14 protein-coding genes are annotated in these 17,208 nt (G+C 65.5%); 3 read left to right on the forward strand and 11 right to left on the reverse strand.

Translation table 11 applies throughout. The features are described from left to right. Positions 1-34 precede the first annotated feature (34 nt). The 3 genes from ACA027_RS02140 to ACA027_RS02150 all read left to right on the forward strand — a co-directional run bounded on the left by ACA027_RS02140 (position 35) and on the right by ACA027_RS02150 (position 3,935). Positions 35-1,069 carry an extracellular solute-binding protein gene (locus ACA027_RS02140; RefSeq protein ID WP_370680766.1) on the forward strand — a complete coding sequence of 345 codons (1,035 nt, stop codon included), beginning with the start codon at positions 35-37 and terminating at the stop codon, positions 1,067-1,069. A 451-nt stretch (positions 1,070-1,520) separates the two neighbouring features. After that, entirely contained in the window at positions 1,521-3,170 is a 1,650-nt protein-coding gene (locus ACA027_RS02145; protein ID WP_370680767.1) for an ABC transporter permease, read from the forward strand. Between the two features lie 111 nt (positions 3,171-3,281). Next, on the forward strand, positions 3,282-3,935 hold the full coding sequence (locus ACA027_RS02150; RefSeq protein ID WP_370680768.1) for an ABC transporter ATP-binding protein: 654 nt from the start codon (positions 3,282-3,284) through the stop codon (positions 3,933-3,935). A gap of 338 nt (positions 3,936-4,273) precedes the next feature. Here the strand turns inward: ACA027_RS02150 and ACA027_RS02155 are convergent, their stop codons facing one another. The 11 genes from ACA027_RS02155 to ACA027_RS02205 all read right to left on the reverse strand — a co-directional run bounded on the left by ACA027_RS02155 (position 4,274) and on the right by ACA027_RS02205 (position 17,188). Continuing rightward, a complete protein-coding gene (locus ACA027_RS02155; RefSeq protein ID WP_370680769.1) occupies positions 4,274-5,227 on the reverse strand; it encodes a PhzF family phenazine biosynthesis protein in 954 nt (317 codons plus the stop codon). Between the two features lie 278 nt (positions 5,228-5,505). Then, positions 5,506-6,687, reverse strand: coding sequence for a PLP-dependent aminotransferase family protein (locus ACA027_RS02160; RefSeq protein WP_370680770.1), 1,182 nt, complete (start codon positions 6,685-6,687; stop codon positions 5,506-5,508). Between the two features lie 272 nt (positions 6,688-6,959). Next, positions 6,960-7,571 (reverse strand): LysE family translocator, encoded by a 612-nt coding sequence (locus tag ACA027_RS02165; RefSeq protein ID WP_370680771.1) that lies wholly within the window; start codon positions 7,569-7,571, stop codon positions 6,960-6,962. A 521-nt stretch (positions 7,572-8,092) separates the two neighbouring features. Beyond that, complete coding sequence (locus ACA027_RS02170) at positions 8,093-9,316, reverse strand: HDOD domain-containing protein (protein WP_370680772.1); 1,224 nt, start codon at positions 9,314-9,316, stop codon at positions 8,093-8,095. A gap of 24 nt (positions 9,317-9,340) precedes the next feature. Beyond that, positions 9,341-10,627, reverse strand: coding sequence for a flagellar hook-associated protein FlgL (gene flgL, locus ACA027_RS02175; protein ID WP_370680773.1), 1,287 nt, complete (start codon positions 10,625-10,627; stop codon positions 9,341-9,343). Positions 10,628-10,645: 18 nt separating this feature from the next. Beyond that, positions 10,646-12,619, reverse strand: coding sequence for a flagellar hook-associated protein FlgK (gene flgK, locus ACA027_RS02180; RefSeq protein WP_370680775.1), 1,974 nt, complete (start codon positions 12,617-12,619; stop codon positions 10,646-10,648). A gap of 15 nt (positions 12,620-12,634) precedes the next feature. Next, the gene (flgJ, locus tag ACA027_RS02185) at positions 12,635-13,603 is read right to left on the reverse strand and encodes a flagellar assembly peptidoglycan hydrolase FlgJ (protein WP_370680776.1); all 969 of its coding nucleotides are present in this window, start codon (positions 13,601-13,603) and stop codon (positions 12,635-12,637) included. Then, positions 13,600-14,748, reverse strand: a complete 1,149-nt coding sequence (locus tag ACA027_RS02190) for a flagellar basal body P-ring protein FlgI (protein ID WP_370680777.1) — start codon at positions 14,746-14,748, stop codon at positions 13,600-13,602. The genes flgJ and ACA027_RS02190 overlap by 4 nt, the downstream gene beginning before the upstream one ends. A gap of 21 nt (positions 14,749-14,769) precedes the next feature. Then, a complete protein-coding gene (locus tag ACA027_RS02195) occupies positions 14,770-15,438 on the reverse strand; it encodes a flagellar basal body L-ring protein FlgH (protein WP_370682493.1) in 669 nt (222 codons plus the stop codon). 196 nt (positions 15,439-15,634) lie between these two features. Beyond that, a complete protein-coding gene (gene flgG, locus ACA027_RS02200) occupies positions 15,635-16,411 on the reverse strand; it encodes a flagellar basal-body rod protein FlgG (RefSeq protein WP_370680778.1) in 777 nt (258 codons plus the stop codon). A gap of 39 nt (positions 16,412-16,450) precedes the next feature. Further along, positions 16,451-17,188, reverse strand: coding sequence for a flagellar basal body rod protein FlgF (locus tag ACA027_RS02205; protein ID WP_370680779.1), 738 nt, complete (start codon positions 17,186-17,188; stop codon positions 16,451-16,453). Positions 17,189-17,208: the final 20 nt, after the last annotated feature.

The following is a 17,208-nucleotide window of genomic DNA, read 5'->3' on the forward strand; positions in this document are numbered from 1 at the left end:
TTCTGTGTTCCCCTTTTCCCTTCTGGAGACTTTCATGTTGCTACGTCCCTTGTTTGCCTTGGCCGCCGTGGCCAGCCTGTGTGCCCCCAGCCTGTCCGCCGCTGCGGCGCCCGAGGCGCTGACGCTCTACACCACGCGCGAGCCGGCGCTGATTCAGCCGCTGCTGGCGGCTTTCACGGCCAAGACGCAGATCGAGGTGAAGACGGTGTTCGTCAAGGACGGCCTGCTGGAGCGCGTCAAGGCCGAGGGCGAACGCTCGCCCGCCGATGTGCTGATGACGGTGGACATCGGCAATCTGCTGGACCTGGTGGACGGCGGTATCACCCAGCCGGTGAAGTCGGCCGCGCTGGAAGCCGCCATTCCCGCCCAGCTGCGCGACGCCGGCAACCAGTGGTTTGCCCTGTCCATGCGCGCCCGCGTGCTGTATGCCGAGAAGGATTTGAAAATCGGCACCTTCCGCTACGAAGACCTAGCCAGCCCCAAGTGGAAGGGCAAGGTCTGCAGCCGCGCCGGCCAGCACCCCTACAACACCGCGCTGATTGCCGCCATGATTGCCCACGACGGCGAGGCCAAGACCGAGCAGTGGCTCAAGGGCGTCAAGGCCAATCTGGCACGCAAGGCCACCGGCGGCGACCGCGACGTGGCGCGCGACATCCTGGGCGGTATCTGCGATGTGGGCCTGGCCAACACCTATTACGTGGGCCATATGAAGGCCGCCAAGGAAGGCACGGACGCCCGCAAGTGGGGTGACGCCATCCAGGTGATCAAGCCCACCTTCGCCCCGGCCAAGAGCGGCACCCACATCAACATCAGCGGCGCCTCGGTGGCCAAGCATGCGCCCCACCGCGCGCAGGCCGTGCAACTGCTGGAGTTCCTGGTGTCCGAGCCGGCGCAAAACCTCTACGCCCAGGCCAACTACGAACACCCGGTGCGCAAGGGCGTGGCCCTGGACCCGGTGGTACAGCAAAGCATTGGTGCCATCCAGATCGATACGCTGCCCCTGGCCGAGATTGCCAAGTACCGCAAGCAGGCCAGCGCCTTGGTGGACAAGGTCGGCTTCGACAAGTGACACCCCCCTGAGTCGCTGACGCGCCTTCCCCCCGCTCTCGCATCACTTCGTGCTGCGGGCAGGGGGACGACAGCCTCGCTGCGGGGCGGCCCTTGCTCGCTGTCTCTGGCGGAAGGGGCCTGAGCAGGCGACTGAGGAGGAGCAAGGCTCCTGTGCTGGTGGGTCGGAATAGGCCCGCGTTAAGATGCCGCCCTTTCAGGGCCACGGCACTCGCGGGGTTCGGACTGCTGGAGTGTGCCGCAAAGGCGCAGTGGGCCTTGGGGCGCCAGCCACAACGGCCAGACAGCGCTGCAGGCGCGGCGTCTCGCCCGCAGACAGTACGCCTGTACGGCAAGGGCGAGCAACAAAGCATGCAGCGCTGTCTGGACGCCTCCAACCAGGGCGCCTGCGTTGAGTCAAGGTGGCGGGCGCATGCCTTCCCACTCCATTTCATGAAGAGATTTTTCTTTTAATGTTTTCTGTGTTTCGTTCTGGGTTGCGGCCTGTGGGGGTGGTGTGGCAGGGGGCGAGTTGGTTGATCGCCCTGGGCGTGCTGGCGCCCGTGCTGTCCCTGGCCTGGCTGGCGCTGGGGGCGGACTGGGCGCATTGGCATGATTTGCTGCGCTATGTGCTGCCCGATGCGGCGGCCAATACGGCGCTGTTGCTGACGGGTGTGGGGCTGTTGGTGCTGGTGGTGGGCACGGGCTGTGCCTGGCTGGTCACGGCTTGTGATTTCCCCGGGCGGCGTTGGCTGCTGTGGGCGCTGCTGCTGCCGCTGGCCATGCCGGCCTATATCGTGGCTTTTGCCTACCTGGATGTGCTGCACCCCATAGGCCCGGTGCAGGGCGCGCTGCGCTGGCTGCTGGGTTATGACAGCCCGCGCCAATGGCGGCTGCCCGATCTGCGCTCCATGGGCGGCGCCATCTTTGTGCTGGGCTTCACGCTCTACCCCTATGTGTATATGACGGCGCGGGCCATGTTCATGACCCAGCCCGCCCATTTGCTGGAAGCGGCGCGCTCGCTGGGCGAGACGCGCTGGGGCGCTTTCTGGCGCGTGGCCCTGCCCATGGCGCGGCCGGCGCTGGCCGTGGGCCTGAGCTTGGCGCTGCTGGAGGCGTTGAACGACATCGGCGCCTCGGAATTCCTGGGCGTGCACACGCTCACCGTCTCCATCTACACCACCTGGGTCACCCGCTCCGATCTGGCCGGTGCGGCCCAGATCGCCTGCGCCATGCTGCTGGCCGTGGTGGCCCTGGTCTGGCTGGAGCGACAGGGCCGCAGCCGCCAGCGCTTTGGCGCGGCCCAGCGCATGCGGCCCATACAGCCCAAGCGTCTGCCCGGTCCGCTGGGCTGGGCCCTGACGGCCCTGGTATCGCTGCCGGTGCTGATCGGCTTTGTGGCGCCCGCGGCCTATCTGCTGTGGGAAAGCGCCAAGCGCTTGCTGCAGGGCAGCGGCATCTCCTCCGCGTTGTGGGCCAGTTTGCTCAACACCCTGGGCCTGGCCCTGGGCGTGACGGTGCTGGCCGTGCTGGCCGGCCTGGTCGTGGTCTGGAGCACGCGCCAGGGCGTCAGCACCCGGGCGCCGGTGCGCTGGCCGCTGCAGCTGGCCACGCTGGGCTATGCCGTGCCGGGCACGGTGCTGGCCATTGGCCTGCTGACGCCGGCGCTGGCGCTGGACGCCGGCCTGGCCCAGTTGTTCGGTGCCCAGGGCCTGCCGCTGCTGGGCTTTGGCGTGGTGCTGGTCGTGGCCTGCGTGATCCGCTTTCTGGCCATGCCCGTGGGCGGTCTGGATGCCGGCCTGGCCCGTATCCCGCCCACGCTGGAACAGGCCTCGCGTCTGCTGGGCGAAACCCCCTGGGGTACGCTGCGCCGTGTGCACCTGCCGCTGCTGCGACCGGCCCTGGCCACCAGCGCCATGCTGGTGTTTGTGGATGCCATGAAGGAGCTGCCCGCCACCTTGCTGCTGCGCCCGGCCGACTTTGACACCCTGGCCACCTGGCTGTATGCCGAGGCCGCGCGCGGCACCTATGAGGAGGGCGCCATCGCCGCCCTGTGCATTGTGCTGGCCGGCCTGGTGCCGGTGCTGTGGCTGGCGCGGGTCCAGCAACAGGAGGCAAAATAAATTGATAGCTGTTTACGCTGATACATCCTTGGCTTCAGGCCAGAATAATGCGCAATGCCAGCCACATAGCGCGCTGAATGCTCTGTTTTTTGCTATGACTGTGAAGCTGCCATGACCGCCGCCCTGCGCCTGGAGCGCCTGCATCTGGCCTATGCCACCCCCCAGGGCCTGCACAGCGTGGTGCAGAATTTTGATCTGCAAGTGCCTGCCGGCCAGATCGCCAGCCTGCTGGGCCCATCGGGCTGCGGCAAGACCTCGGTGCTGCGCGCCATTGCCGGCTTCGAGCCGGTGCAAAGCGGTGCCATCTGGCTGGGCGAACGCCTGCTCTCCGGCCCCGGCGTGCAGCTGCCGCCCGAGCAGCGCCAGGTGGGCATGGTGTTTCAGGAATACGGCCTGTTTCCGCATCTGACGGCGGCAGACAACGTGGGCTTTGGCCTGCGCCGCATGGAGGGCGCCGCGCGTGCCCAGCGGGTGCAAGAGTTGCTGGCCGTGGTGGGCCTGGCCCAGGCCGGCGCACGCTACCCGCATGAGCTCTCCGGCGGCCAGCAGCAACGCATTGCCCTGGCGCGGGCCCTGGCGCCGTCACCCGCCTTGCTGCTGCTGGACGAGCCCTTCTCCAACCTCGACGCCGCCACCCGCGAACGCCTGACGCAAGAAGTGCGCGACATTCTGCGCGCCGCCGGCCAGACCGCCGTGCTGGTCACCCACCATGCCCGCGAAGCGGAGACCATGGCAGATGAAATTTTTGAGATGACACCCTCCTGAGTCGCTGCGCGCCTTCCCCCCGCTCTCGCATCGCAAAGCGATGCGGGCAGGAGGACGACACCAGCGCGGCGGGGCGGCCCTTGCGCGGTGTCTCTGGCGAATGGGGTCTTGGCACGCGGCATGCTGTACCAGGGAACTGCTGTCTTTATGTCTGCCGGAGCGAGCGTGCCGCAGCACAGCGGGGCTTCGGGCCGGCACCCCAACGCCCAGACAGCGCTTCAGGCGCGGCGTCTCGCCCGCAGACAGTAGTCCTCTACGGCAAGGGCGAGCAACAAAGCATGAAGCGCTGTATGGGCGCCTCCAAACGACTCAACGACGCAACAACGCAATCGTAAAAATTACAGCAGCACTTGGCCTTGGATACAGGTGACGGTGTGGCCACCGACCCAAAGCTGTCCTTGGTCATCTTCGCTGATGTGGACCTGACCATCGCGCCCCACGCAGCAGCCCTGCTGGGCCAAATAGGGCGCGCGCAGCAGGCCGCTGTCGCGCAACCACAAGCCCAGGCCGGCGTTCAGGCTGCCGGTGACGGGGTCTTCGTGCACGCCCACAGGGGCGGCAAAGCCGCGTACTTCCAGCTGTGGCCCAGTTGGTTCGCTGCTTGCACGCAAGCCGGTGGCAAAGGCGCGGGCCTCGCGGCTGCTGCGGCCTATCAGCGCTGGAGCCTCTTCGGTGGGGTACAGCGCACACACGCCGGCCTTGACGTTCAAGGCCTTGAGCCGGGCGTGGTCGGGTTCCAGGGCCAGCACGGTGTCCGGGCTGTCCAGCAGCACACCCATCCAGCGCGGGCCGTTGTCCAGCCAGGCAGCACTTTGTACCTGGCTCTCTGAGACGCCCAGGGCCTGGGCCACCTGGGCAAGCAGCGCTGGCTCTACCGCGCTGATGGCCGTGGCCGGTGCGGCAAAGGCCAGGCGCTCGCCAGCCGTATCGGCATGGCGGGTGATGGCCACCAGGCCCTTGGCGCATTCCTGCACGATCCGGTCCGCGCGCTGCGGCACGCCGCCCTGGGTCAGCCAGGCGTGGCAGCTGCCCAGCGTGGGGTGGCCGGCAAAGGGCAACTCCCCCCCGGGGGTAAAGATGCGCACGCGGTAATCCGCCCCACCGGCGTGGCCGGCCGCTGTGGGCGGCAGCACAAAGGTGGTCTCGGACAAATTGGTCCAGGCCGCAAAGGCCTGCATCTGCTCGTCATCCAGGTCCGTGCCATCCAGCACCACGGCCAGCGGATTGCCGCGGTAGGGCACGGAGGTGAACACGTCCACGGTGGTAAAGGGGCGCTGGCGCAGGGTCGTCATGGCAATTTCATCGGTGGTTGCAGTGCTGGGGCCTGCCCCTCACCCCACCCTCTCCCCAGAGGGGCGAGGGAGAAAAACCAGAGGGGGCGCAGCGCAAGAATTTCTTTGCCGCAGAGCCCCTTTTGCCAGGGCCAGAGAGCTGCGGCTTGGCACCGTCTCTTTCGCCAGGGCAACGAGCAAGGGCCGCCCCGCAGCGAGGTTGCCGTCCCCCTCCGGCGCAAAGCGCCAGAGAGGGGTGAAGGCGCGCAGCGCCTCAGGGGGTGCCGTTAGTTCTCGTCTCAGGGGGTGTAGTTACGAATAGCGTCCGCCAGGGCCGCAACCCCCTTGGTGATCTGCTCGGGGGGCACGGTCACATAGGACAGGCGCAGGGTGTTGGTCTGCGGCTCCTGGGCGAAAAAGGGCGCGCCGGGCACAAAGGCCATGCCGCGTTCCACGGCCTTGGCCAGCAGGGCCTGGGCATCCATGCCCTGGGGCAGGGTGACCCACAGGAACATGCCACCCACGGGGCGGGTCCATTGCACGTCCAGGCCGGCCATTTCGCTTTCCAGGGCCATCAGCATCACATCGCGCTGGGCCTTGTACATGGCGCGGATGGTGGGCACATGGCGGTCCAGGAAACCGTCCTTGATGACCTCGGCCACCACGCGCTGGTTGAAGCTGGGGGTGTGCAGATCGGCCGCCTGCTTGGCCTGGGTCAGCTTGCCGTAGACGGACTGGGGCGCGACGATGAAACCAATGCGCAGGCCGGGGGCCAGCACCTTGGAGAATGAGCCCATATAGATCACGCCCTCGGGGTTGCGTGCGGCCAGCGGCAGGGCCGGCTCGCCCTCGTACCAGAGGTCGCCGTAGGGGTTGTCTTCGATCAGGGGAACGCCCAGTTCCTTGGCCTTTTCTACCAGGGCCTGGCGGCGGGCCTCGCTCATGGTGCGGCCGGTGGGGTTCTGGAAGTTGGGCAGCACATAGGCCATGCGGGCCTTGTCGGCGCCCGTACCCACCTTGGCGGCGAAGTCGTCGACCAGCATGCCCTCGTCATCGCTGTCCACACCCACCGGCACCGGCTCCATGGGGGCAAAGGCCTGCAACGCGCCCAGGTAGGTGGGCTTTTCCACCAGCATGCGGCTGCCGGGGTCCAGAAAGACCTTGCCGATCAGGTCCAGCGCCTGCTGGCTGCCGGTGGTGATCAGCACCTGGTCGGGGTTCACATCCCAGGGCAGAAAGTCGGCCACAGCTTGGCGCAGCGCGGGAAGGCCTTCGGTGGTGGAGTACTGCAGGGCAGCGGCGCCGTCGCGCTGCATCACGGCCTGGCAGGCCTCGCTGAAGGCGTCCAGCGGGAAGGCATGGGGCGAGGGCAGGCCACCGGCCATGCTGATGATGCCGGGGCGGTCGGTCAGCTTCAGGATTTCGCGGATCGCGGAGGAATTCATCTTGGCGGCACGTGCAGCCAGGGTCCAGTTCGTCATAACGCACTCTCAAAAATCAGCGCGCGCCCGCATCGGGCGCATCACGGTGGAAGAGCATGCCGTTGTGGGGCATGTGCCAGCTGCGCCATACAGGCGTCGGCATAGGCCGGGGCAGGACGGCTGGCAGAAAAACGGTGGCAGTCTCCGGGGTATGAAGAGCTACTCGGATGCGGCTTATTGTGGGGTGGTGTGACGCCTCTCTCGCAAAGTTGGACAAAAAACAGTGTGCAGCCAAGGGGTGAAGGCTGCGCAGATGGCGATGGCAGCCTTGCTCACGCGCGCAGCATCCAGACAGCGGTGGCCACCAGCAATGCCGCCATGCCGCGGTTGAACCACAACAGCCTGCGGCCCTGGGCCAGCCAGCCACGCAGCAGCGCGCCCAGGCAGGCATAGAGCAGATTGCTGGCCAGGGCATAACACAGCATCACCGGCAGCACCACGGCAAGGCGCAGCAGCGCATCGGGCTTGCCGGCCACCCAGCCGGCCACAATGGTCAGCGCCAGCAGCCAGGCCTTGATATTGACGAACTGCAGGGCCACGCCCTGCCAGAAGCCCACTTGCAGCGGCGCACTGTGCGCCTGCGCCTGAGTTGGAGGAAGTCGGCCGCTGCCCCAGAGCTTGAAGGCCAGCCACAGCAGATAGGCAATGCCCAGGCCCTGCATCAGCCAGCGCAGCGCCGGTGCCGCCGCCACCATGGCGCCTATACCGGCTGCGCACAACAGCAGCAGCAAGCCCCAGCCACAGGGCACGGCCAGCACAAAACGCAGGCTGCGCCGCAGCCCATGGTTGGCGGCCAGCGCGGTGGACAAGGTGGTGTTGGGCCCGGGGCTGAAGCTCATGGCCGAGGCCAGCACCAGCAGGGCAGTGAATTCGTGCAAAGGCATGGGGGAAAACCAAGCAAAACCGTCCCACTGTAGTGTTTGGCACAGGGCTTGCCCAGCGCACTATCCCTAGGAGGGCTGCGCTTGCCTTCTGCAAAAAAGAGAGCGGCCGTAGCGTGTGGAGCCTTGTTGTTCGATAGATAAGGTCTTGAGTTCAAACCAGTGTGCGCTGATGAAGCTATGGTTTTTTGTGCTGCTGCAGCTTGGGCGAGCCCCCATCCTCACCTTCCCCCGGCGGGGGAAGGGGCCATACCGGCAGGCATATGGGGTGTGGCGGCCCTGCAGCCGCTTGCCGGGGCTGCCCCTCACCCCCACCCTCTTCCCGGAGGGGCGAGGGAGAAAAACCAGGGGCCGTCAGGGTTTCATCTCAAAGGGCGAGGGAGTGGGGCACTGCGCATAAAACTGGCGCAGGCCCAGGTCAGAGAGCAAGGGCCGCCCCTTACGCTCCGCTGTCGTCCCCCTGCCCGCGAGCGCAGCGAGCGAGAGCGGGGGGAAGGCGCCGTAGGCGACTCAGGGGGGTGTCCCTATAACACCAGCTTTTCGCAAGGCCATTCCACAATGCTGCGCAGCAGGGTGCGGTTGACATGCTCCATGTCGATCTTGAAGCGCTCGCACAGCTCGCGCACCACCGCACCTTCTTCGCGCTCCAGCGCCTGGGCCAGCAGCAGGCTGGGGGCGTAGGGGCCGTCTTCATCCACGGCAGCCTCATGGATGCGCTCGGACAGCGGCAGACGCTGCAGGGTTTGCGACAGCGGCTCGTCCAGCAGCTCGTCGAGGCGGGAGAACAGGCCGCACAGATACACCTCGCTGCGCAGTTCCTGGCTGACGCCGGGGTCCAGCAGGCGTTCGGTCAGCTCGGCACGCATCACGGTGGAGGCACGTATGGGCTGCAAATCCTTGTCGGCGCTGGCCTGGGTCAGCTGGCCGGCCAGCCACTGCTTGAGGTGGCTGTAGCCCAGCATCACAAAGCCCATGCGCAGCGAATCCACGCCCGAGCGCAAGGCCAGCGAGGCCGAGTTGGTGAACATCAGAAAGCGGTAGGCCAGCATGGGGTCTTCGCTCAGGATCTGTTCGAAGCTGTCCAGCGATTCGTCGGCATCCACGGCCTTGAGCAAGCGCATCACATGTTCATGGCTGGGCGCCAGCGCACGTTCGCCGCGCAGCTTGTGCTGCACGTCTTCCGAGGGCCAGCCCACAATGGCGGCCGCGCGGTGCTGGTCCAGGCAGCGGTGCATGATGGCGCGGCTGTGCAAATCCTCGTACATCTGCCCGTCCAGCAAGGCCAGGTGCGGGGGCAGGGGTGCGTCGGGGTGCAACTGCATCAGCTGCACCGCATCCTGCGGTGCCAGGTGCAGCATGCTGGAGCTGAACCAGCGGGCGCTGTCGGCGTCAGGCAGCGCGTCCAGCGCGCCGCGCCACACCAGGCGCACGCCGCGCGCCTGGGCACGTTGCACCAGGGTGTAGAGGGCCGAGTCGGCCAGCCATTCGCCGCGCACCTCGACCAGCAAATAGGGGTTTTGCGGCGTGTGTTCCAGCAGCAGCACCAGCAAATGGCGCTGCTGCGGCGACAGAATCAGCTGCGGCGCCGTGGGCGACCACATTTCCTGCAGCATGCGCAGAAAATGCGGCACGTCGGGTTGCTCGCCCCCATCTTCGTGCATAAACAATTGCACGCCCGCCAGCTTGCGGTCGGCATTCCACAGGGGCCGGTAGCCCAGGGCCAAGGAGGTGAGCGCAGACTGAACCATGGGGCGATACGGGGGCGGTATTTATCAGTTGATGAAGTTGAACAGCGACAGCTTCTGGATGGAGGCGTAGGACTGCATGGCAGCAGACACGGTGACCTGCTGATTTTGCAACCGGGCGATGGCTGCAATGTATTCCGAATCGTTCATGTCTTCCGCCGCAGCGCGTTGGGCCGCCATCTGCTCGTTGCGGGCCAGCAGGGTTTCGCCGATGCGATCCGACTGGGCCATCAAGTCACCAGCATAGCTGCGAACGGTAGACACACGGTTGAGCGCGGTATCGATTTCTGCCTGGGCCTTGGCCAGGCCATGGGCCAGCTCGCCAAAAGCGGTTTTTCCATCCATCTTGCCGCTGTTGCGGGCCGTGGCAATGGCGCTGTCCATCACCGAGAACAGGTCGGTGCGCTCGCTTTGCTTGACGGTGAAGCCGTCGCCATTGGCGGGCACGCCGGAGATCACCATGTCCATGCCGCCCACGCGGATGGCATCGCCCGACTTATAGGCCAGGTTGGTCATGGGGTTGCCAGCCGTGTCATTGACTGGCGCGCCAGCGCTGTCCACCACGCTGTAGGTGGTGGCGCCGCTGGCATCAACGCTGAACTTGATGGTCTGGGGTCCGACAAAGGCTGCAGCGGCGGATGGGTCTTTGATAGTGCCCACCGTGCTCCAGGCCTTGCCCTGGTTGGGGGTATAGGTGGGCGGCGTGGTGGCAGGGGTGACTTCCACACCCAGCTCCACGGCCAGCACGCCGTTGCCGGTGGAGCCGTTCATAAAGGCCAGGGCACCATCCAGGCTGCTGGCAATGCCGTAGCTGCCGCTGCTGCCTTGCTGGCCGGGCTGACCGTCGTAGTTGTACTTGCCCGAGATGATCTCTTCCTTGCTGTCCAGGCCGCGGAACAGGGGCAGGCCGTTGCTGTCCGTGCGGTTGGCATAGCCCAGGATCTGGCTGCGCAGGCTTTCCATCTGCTGCACCAGGGCATCGCGCTCGGTCTGCGTGAACGTGCCGTTGCCGGCATCAATCGTCAGGGAGCGGAATTTCTGCAGCGCATCGACCACTTCACCCAGGCTGGATTCGCCATAGGTGACGGTGGCGGTCTGGGCATCCAGGGCGCGCTGGTCGGTTTCCAGGCGGGTCATGCGGGTGCGGGCGCGCTCGGCCTGGGCGGCCGCCACGGGGTCATCGCTGGCACGCAGCACCTTGCGCTTGGCGGACACATGCTCGATCTGGTCCGACAGGTCTTTTTGCTGCTTGCTGAGCTGGTTGATGGTGTTGGTGTACAGGGTTGCCGTGCTGTAGCGGTTGACATTGGCCATGGGGAACTCCTAGGGATATCAGCGGTTGACGGCGTTGAGCACGCTGTCGAACAGGCTTTGGGCGGTTTGGATGACCTTGGCCGAGGCCTGGTAGGCCTGCTGGAACTGCATCAGGCGCGCGGCCTCTTCGTCCAGGTTGACGCCGGAGACGGCGGTGCGATCGCCCTCCAGGCTGGCAGCCACGCTGGCCGACAGCTCGGCCGCGTACTGGGCGCTTTGCGTGCGCGTGCCCACCACGGCCATGGCCGAAGAGAAGCCGTCGGTGAGCGCGGTGCCACCGTCAAAGATCTTGGCGTCGCGCAGGTCCAAAAAGGCCGTGGCATTGCCGGCGTTGCGCTTGTAGCTGTCGCCCAGGGAGGGCTCCAGGGCATTGCTCACCTCCACCTTGTCGCCCGCCTGGGGGGTGCCGGCCAGGGTGATCTGCCAGCCATCGATGGTGATGGGCTTGCCCGACTGGTAGGGCTGTGGGCCGCTGGTGTTGCCGTTGTAGTCGTAGAGGATTTTGCCGGTGGCGTCGATGCTGAAGGTAAGTGTCACGGGCGTGCCAACGGCAGGCACTCCGGTGCCCACGGCCTTGAGCTGGGACAGCTGCAGCGTGCCCTTGTTGTCCTGGTTGATGGCGGCGGACACCGGGTTGGCCACGGCCAGATCGGCCGGGGTGTAGACCAGGGCCTTGATGTCGCTGGCGGCAGAGCTGAAGGGCTTGAACAGAATGCTCTGGCCATCGGCGCCGGCATTGGCGGTGGCGTCCAGCGTGAAGGTCAGGCCATCCACGGTAAAGGTGGAGTTGGTGCCGGTGGTGGTGTAGTTCAGCGCAGGATCGCCCAGCGAACGGGTCTTGCCATCGGACAGGCGCACGATCTTGGTGTCGGCGGGGTGGTTGGCACCGAAGACGATTTTGTAGTCCGAGGCCACGAGGGCGTGGGTGTCGGTGAAAGCCACCGAGGCCGAGGGGGTGCCCAGGTCGTAGCCCGGGATATTGCTGTACCCCGGCATGCTGGTGGGCAGGTAGAACAGATCGCTGCCGTGTTCGCCGCTGAGCGTCAGGCCCAGCTTGTTCTGCTTGTTCAGCTCGGTGCCAATGGCCAGGGCCATGCGGCCCATCAGATTGCGGGCTTCGGCCAGGTCTTCGTTGTTGAACTTGAGCAGGCCTGCCACTTCGCCACCGGCCACCATGTTGGCCGTGAGCTCCACCTTCTCGCCGCCGGGCTGGCTGAAGTACAGGGCCAGCTTGCCGCTGCCGGGGTAGTTGGTGGCTTCGCTGACGCTGAGCTGGCCGCTGCTGGCGCCCAGCACCAAAGGCTGGCTGCCGCCCACAAACAGGTTGATGGAGCCGTCATCGGCCTCCACCTGGGTGGTTTTCACATACTGGTTGATCTCGCGGATCACCTGGTCGCGCTGGTCCAGCAGGTCGTTGGGCGAATGGCCGCTGGCCAGCGCACGGCTGATCTGGGTGTTGAAGGTGGCCACCTGGACGGCCAGGCTGTTGACCTGGTTCACATCGTTGGTGATCTGCAGCTTGGTGGTGTAGTCCTGCTCTTCCAGCGCGGCCGAGGAAGCGCGAAAGCGCGAGGCCAGTTCGGACATGCGCGCCAGCACCACGTTGCGCGCGGAGGCGTCGGTGGGCGAGGTCTGCAGGTCGGAAAAGGCATTCATCATGTTGCTGACGGCCGAGCCCAGGCTGGAGTCGCCGCCCGAGAACACGTCCTGCATCTGCGTCAGCGACTGCGAGCGCGCGGCATCTGCCGCGCTGGCCGCATTGGCGGCGTTGGATTGCTTGTTCAGCAGCTCGCTGTAGTTGCGCATCACCGAGGCCACCGACACACCGTTGCCGATGAATCCGTTGCCACGGTTTTGGCCGGCCACGGTCTCCAGGGCCACGGTCTGGCGCGAGTAGCCCTTGGTGTTGACGTTGGCGATGTTGTGGCCAATGGTCTGCAGTGCAGCCTGGTTGGCGGTCAGGGCGGAGACTCCGACGTTCATTAAGCTCATGATGCTGTCGCTTCCTTAGGCTTGGTTGCTGCGCTGCGCTGCTGCGGCACTTTCGATGGCGCGACTCAGCTTGTTGGCGTATTGGGGATCGGTGGCGTAGCCCGCTTTTTGCAGGGCCTGGGCGTAGGCGGCGGCAGAGCCGCTGCCGGCCACGGCTTCGGCCTGGGCATAGCGTGGGTTTTCGGTGATCAGGCGGGCGTAGTCGCGGAACGAGTCCTCGTAGGAGTCATAGGCGCGGAACTTGGCCTTGATCTTGCGGGGCACGCCGTCTATGTATTCGGTGGTGGTGATTTCGGCCACCTTGCCGCTCCAGCCCTTGCCGGCCTTGATGCCGAACAGATTGAAGGAGTTGCTGCCATCGCTATGGCGGATTTCGCCCTTGCCCCAGCCGGTTTCATGGCCGGCCTGGCCCACCATGAAGTTGGCTGGAATGCCGGATTCCTGGGCCACGCGCTGCGCGGCAGGCAGATGGGATTGCACAAAGTTGTCGCGCCCCTTGGGCGCGGGAGCGTAGGCGTCCACGGCGGTGCTGCGCGAGCCCCAGCTGCTGCCTGGCAACTGTGCCATGGCCGAGCGGCTGGCCAGGCTCACGGTGGAGGACAGGCGCTGGGCCAGGGCATCGTCATCGCCCAGCAGGCTGCTCATCTCGCCGGTGACATCGGCCGCGGCCAGGCTGTCCTTGCCGATGGAGCGGGAGATCTGCGCAGTGATGGAGTCGCTCAGGCCGCGCGGCATGCCCGACATGGCTACCGACAGCTGCTGGTCATACATATCGTTGGCCAGGCTGGTGGCGGAGTTCTCGAGCATGCCCGACTTCATGGTCGCGTCGCGCATGCTTTTGATCATCTCGCGCATGAACAGCGACTCCAGCTGCTTGGCGGCTTCGCGCGCGGCCTTGGGGTCGCCCGACTGGGTCTTGAGCGAGTGCAGCGACTGCACATCGCTGACCAGCGCATTGTTGGCGTTAAAAGAGAGGGAGCTCATATCACCTCCAGTTCGGCGTTCAGGGCACCTGCGGCCTTGATGGCTTGCAAGATGGCCAGCAGATCCTGGGGCGTGGCACCCAGGGCGTTCAGTGAGCGCACCACATCCGCCAGTTGCGAGGATGCGGGCATGTTGACGATGGCCCCCGGCTCCTGGCGCAGCTGGATGTTGGCCTTTTCCGCCACCACGGTCTGGCCGCCTTGCGAGAACGGGCCTGGCTGGCTGATGACGGGGGTGGAATTGATGGTGATGGCCAGATTGCCGTGGGCAATGGCGCAGGGGCCCAGCGTCACGGCCTGGTTCATCACGATGGAGCCGGTGCGGGCATTGATGACCACCTTGGCGGCGGGCTTGCTGTTTTGCAGCGTCAGCTCTTCGATGTCGGCAATAAAGCTCACGCGGGCGCTGGGGCTTTGCGGTGCACGTACTTCCACCGTGCGGCCATCCAGGGCCTGGGCCGTGCCCTGGCCATGGCGGTTGTTGATGGCCAGCACCACCTTGCTGGCGGTCTGGAAGTCGGTGGCGTTCAGCCCCAGGCGGATGGTGTCGTTGTCATTCAGCGGCGAGGGCACGGCGCGTTCGACCTGGCCACCCAGTGGAATGCGGCCGGCGCTCAGGTGGTTGATCTGCACCTTGGAGCCGGCTTGCGAGGCGCCGGCACCGCCCACCACCATATTGCCCTGGGCCAGGGCGTAGATCTCGCCATCGGCGCCGCGCAGCGGCGTGGCCACCAGGGTGCCGCCACGCAGCGATTTGGAGTTGCCCATGGAGGACACGACCACATCGATTTGCTGGCCGGGGGTGGCGAAGGCGGGGAGTTCTGCGGTGACGATCACGGCCGCCACGTTCTTGAGCTGCAGATTGCTCATATTGGCGGTGGAGGGGAGGGTGATGCCCATTTGCTGCAGATAGTTCGACAGCGTCTGGGTGGTGTAGGGCATCTGCGTGGTCTGGTCGCCGGTGCCGTCCAGGCCCACGACCAGGCCATAGCCGGTCAACTGGTTGCTACGCACGCCTTGCACGGCAGCCACTTCCTTGATGCGAAGCGCTTGTGCAGGGGGTGCCAGCAGGGTGCCGCACAGGGCAATCAGCAAAAAAATGCCTGGTGCTGTGCGGAACTTTGGGAGCATGGACAGTACTTTCATACTGCCCAATTCTGGAGAGGATCAGAACGGCATAAAGTCCAAAAAGAACGAGGACAACCAGCCAATTGACTGGGCCGAACCCTGCTGTCCGCGGCTGCGCGACTCCACGCGCACATTGGCCACCTGGGTGGACGGAATCACGCTGTTGGGTTGCAGCATATAAGGGTCGACGGTGCCGGTGAAACGCAGCACATCGACGTTGTGGTTGACGCCGATCTGCTTCTCGCCGGCCACGATCAAATGGCCGTTGGGCAGCACATCGATGACAGTGGTGGTGATGGAGCCGGTGAAGGCATTGGCACTCTCGGTGCCGCCCGCGCCGGAGAAGTCGTTTTTGTTATCCAACTCAGCGCCCAGCTTGTCGAAAATGCTGGAGCCTTTCTTCATGAAGGGCAGGGCGGTGACGCCCATTTCCATATTGTTCTTCCGATTGACGCTGGACGACTGCTTCTGGCTGGCCGTGACCTTTTCGATGATGGCAATGGTCACGATATCGCCCACCATGCGAGCCTTGCGGCTTTCAAAGGGAGGGCGGTAGCGGTTGTTCTGGAACAGGCCGCCGGTGTTGGCCGAGGGGGCAGCGGGCGCGGCAATGGCGGCAGCGGCCAGCGGCTGGGTGGGCAGGCCCAGGTCAACGGGAGGCGGCTGGTTGAGGGGGGCGCAGCCGGTCAATACCAGAGCCGCCGTCATCCAGACGCTGGAGTACCAGACCTTGAGGGCGGTGGGCGAAAGAGAGTAGGGGCGCTGGGGCGTGGTCATGGCAAACATTCCATTCGCAAAAACAGGAGCGTGATGTGCAAGCAAAACAAGGTTTTCAAGGTGAATCTCACCTGAAAACCTTGCTGTGTGCGCTATGGCAGCTCACTCAAAGAAAGCAGCAGAGGCATCAGAGCTGCGAGAGCTTGGCCAGCATCTGGTCGCTGGTGGAGATGGCCTTGGAGTTCATTTCGTAGGCGCGCTGGGTCTGGATCATGGCGACCAGCTCTTCCACCACGTTCACGTTGGACGACTCCAGAAAGCCCTGCATGATGGTGCCCAGATTGTTGTTGCCAGGCGTGCCAGTCTGGGGCGTGCCCGAGGCAGGGGTCTCGCGGAACAGGTTTTCACCCAGCGGCTCCAGGCCGGCGGAGTTGATGAAGGATGCCGTGGTGATTTGCGCCGTGCCAATGCTGGTGCTGCCGGCAAAGAACTCCACACCGCCGGTTTTGCTGATGGCGATCTTGGTGGCGTTCTGCGGCACGGTGATGCCATCGAGCAGCGGGTAGCCGCCGGCCGTGACCAGCTGGCCCGTGCCGTTCTTGGTGAAGGTGCCGTCGCGGGTATAGGCCGTGGTGCCATCGGGCATCTGGATCTGGAAGAAACCGTCGCCGCTGATGGCCACGTCCAGGTCCTTGCCCGATTCCAGCGGTGTACCCTGGGTGAAGTTGCGCGTGGTGGCCACGGTGCGCACGCCCAGGCCCAGGTGCATGCCGGTGGGCAGCACGTTTTGCTCGGTGGCCTGGGAGCCGACCTGGCGCAGGTTCTGGTAGATCAGGTCTTCGAACACGGCGCTTTGGCGCTTGTAGCCGGTGGTCGAGACGTTGGAAAGGTTGTGCGAGACCACATCCATATTGGTCTGCTGGGCCTGCATGCCGGTCTTGGCAATCCACAGAGAATTCATCATGGCAAAGTATCCTTAATCGGTGGTGCGTGGGACGGCGGCTTAGCCGTTCATGCTCAGCAGCTGGCTGGCAGTCTTGTCGTTGGCTTCGGAGGTCTGCAGCATCTTGATTTGCTGCTCGAACTGGCGTGAGGCGGCGATCATGCCCACCATCTCTTCGACGGCGTTCACGTTCGATCCTTCCAGCGCGCCGGGCAGCACGCGGGCATTGGCGTCAAAAGGCAGGTCGCCATCCACGCCGCGGAACAGGCCGTCATCGCTGCGCTGAATGGGCTGGTCGGCGGTGGGCGTCACCATCTTCAGGCGCGCAATGTTCAGCGGCTGCTGGCCGGGAATGGTGGCCACCACGGTGCCGTCGCCGCCAAAGCTGACCTTGGCGTTTTGCGGCACGACGATGGGGGCGCCACCGTCGGAAAGAATGGGCAGGCCGGTGGCGGTCACCAGCTCGCCCTGGTCGGTCACTTCCAGTGCGCCGTTGCGGGTGTAGGCCTCCAGGCCGTCCAGACCCTGCACGGTGAACCAGGCGTTGTCCCGGGCCATCAAATCGGTGTTCTTGCCCGTGGTCAGCGCCGGGCCGGGCGTATCCAGGCGGCCGGAGGTGGCGTCCAGCGCAAACACGCGGGTGGTGGAGCCCTGCCCTTGCACCGGCACCGAGCGGAAGGTGGACATCTCCGCGCGGAAGCCTGTGGTCGAGGCATTCGCCAGGTTGTTGGACAGCACCGCCATGCGCTGGCTGGCAGCGTTGGCGCCGGTCATGGTGGTGTAGATGATGCGGTCCATGGTCTGGGCTCCTGTGAGGT

This window comes from Comamonas sp. GB3 AK4-5 (assembly GCF_041320665.1).
GTDB lineage: Bacteria > Pseudomonadota > Gammaproteobacteria > Burkholderiales > Burkholderiaceae_C > Comamonas.

Bases quoted from the DNA above. Each gene is read 5' to 3' on its own strand.
- flgJ (WP_370680776.1), bottom strand. From the start codon at position 13,603: ATGAGCTCCCTCTCTTTTAACGCCAACAATGCGCTGGTCAGCGATGTG.
- ACA027_RS02140 (WP_370680766.1), top strand. From the start codon at position 35: ATGTTGCTACGTCCCTTGTTTGCCTTGGCCGCCGTGGCCAGCCTGTGT.
- ACA027_RS02150 (WP_370680768.1), top strand. From the start codon at position 3,282: ATGACCGCCGCCCTGCGCCTGGAGCGCCTGCATCTGGCCTATGCCACC.
- ACA027_RS02145 (WP_370680767.1), top strand. From the start codon at position 1,521: ATGTTTTCTGTGTTTCGTTCTGGGTTGCGGCCTGTGGGGGTGGTGTGG.
- ACA027_RS02160 (WP_370680770.1), bottom strand. From the start codon at position 6,687: ATGACGAACTGGACCCTGGCTGCACGTGCCGCCAAGATGAATTCCTCC.
- ACA027_RS02165 (WP_370680771.1), bottom strand. From the start codon at position 7,571: ATGCCTTTGCACGAATTCACTGCCCTGCTGGTGCTGGCCTCGGCCATG.
- ACA027_RS02170 (WP_370680772.1), bottom strand. From the start codon at position 9,316: ATGGTTCAGTCTGCGCTCACCTCCTTGGCCCTGGGCTACCGGCCCCTG.
- ACA027_RS02190 (WP_370680777.1), bottom strand. From the start codon at position 14,748: ATGAAAGTACTGTCCATGCTCCCAAAGTTCCGCACAGCACCAGGCATT.
- ACA027_RS02195 (WP_370682493.1), bottom strand. From the start codon at position 15,438: ATGACGGCGGCTCTGGTATTGACCGGCTGCGCCCCCCTCAACCAGCCG.
- ACA027_RS02155 (WP_370680769.1), bottom strand. From the start codon at position 5,227: ATGACGACCCTGCGCCAGCGCCCCTTTACCACCGTGGACGTGTTCACC.
- ACA027_RS02205 (WP_370680779.1), bottom strand. From the start codon at position 17,188: ATGGACCGCATCATCTACACCACCATGACCGGCGCCAACGCTGCCAGC.
- flgG (WP_370680778.1), bottom strand. From the start codon at position 16,411: ATGATGAATTCTCTGTGGATTGCCAAGACCGGCATGCAGGCCCAGCAG.
- flgK (WP_370680775.1), bottom strand. From the start codon at position 12,619: ATGAGCTTAATGAACGTCGGAGTCTCCGCCCTGACCGCCAACCAGGCT.
- flgL (WP_370680773.1), bottom strand. From the start codon at position 10,627: ATGGCCAATGTCAACCGCTACAGCACGGCAACCCTGTACACCAACACC.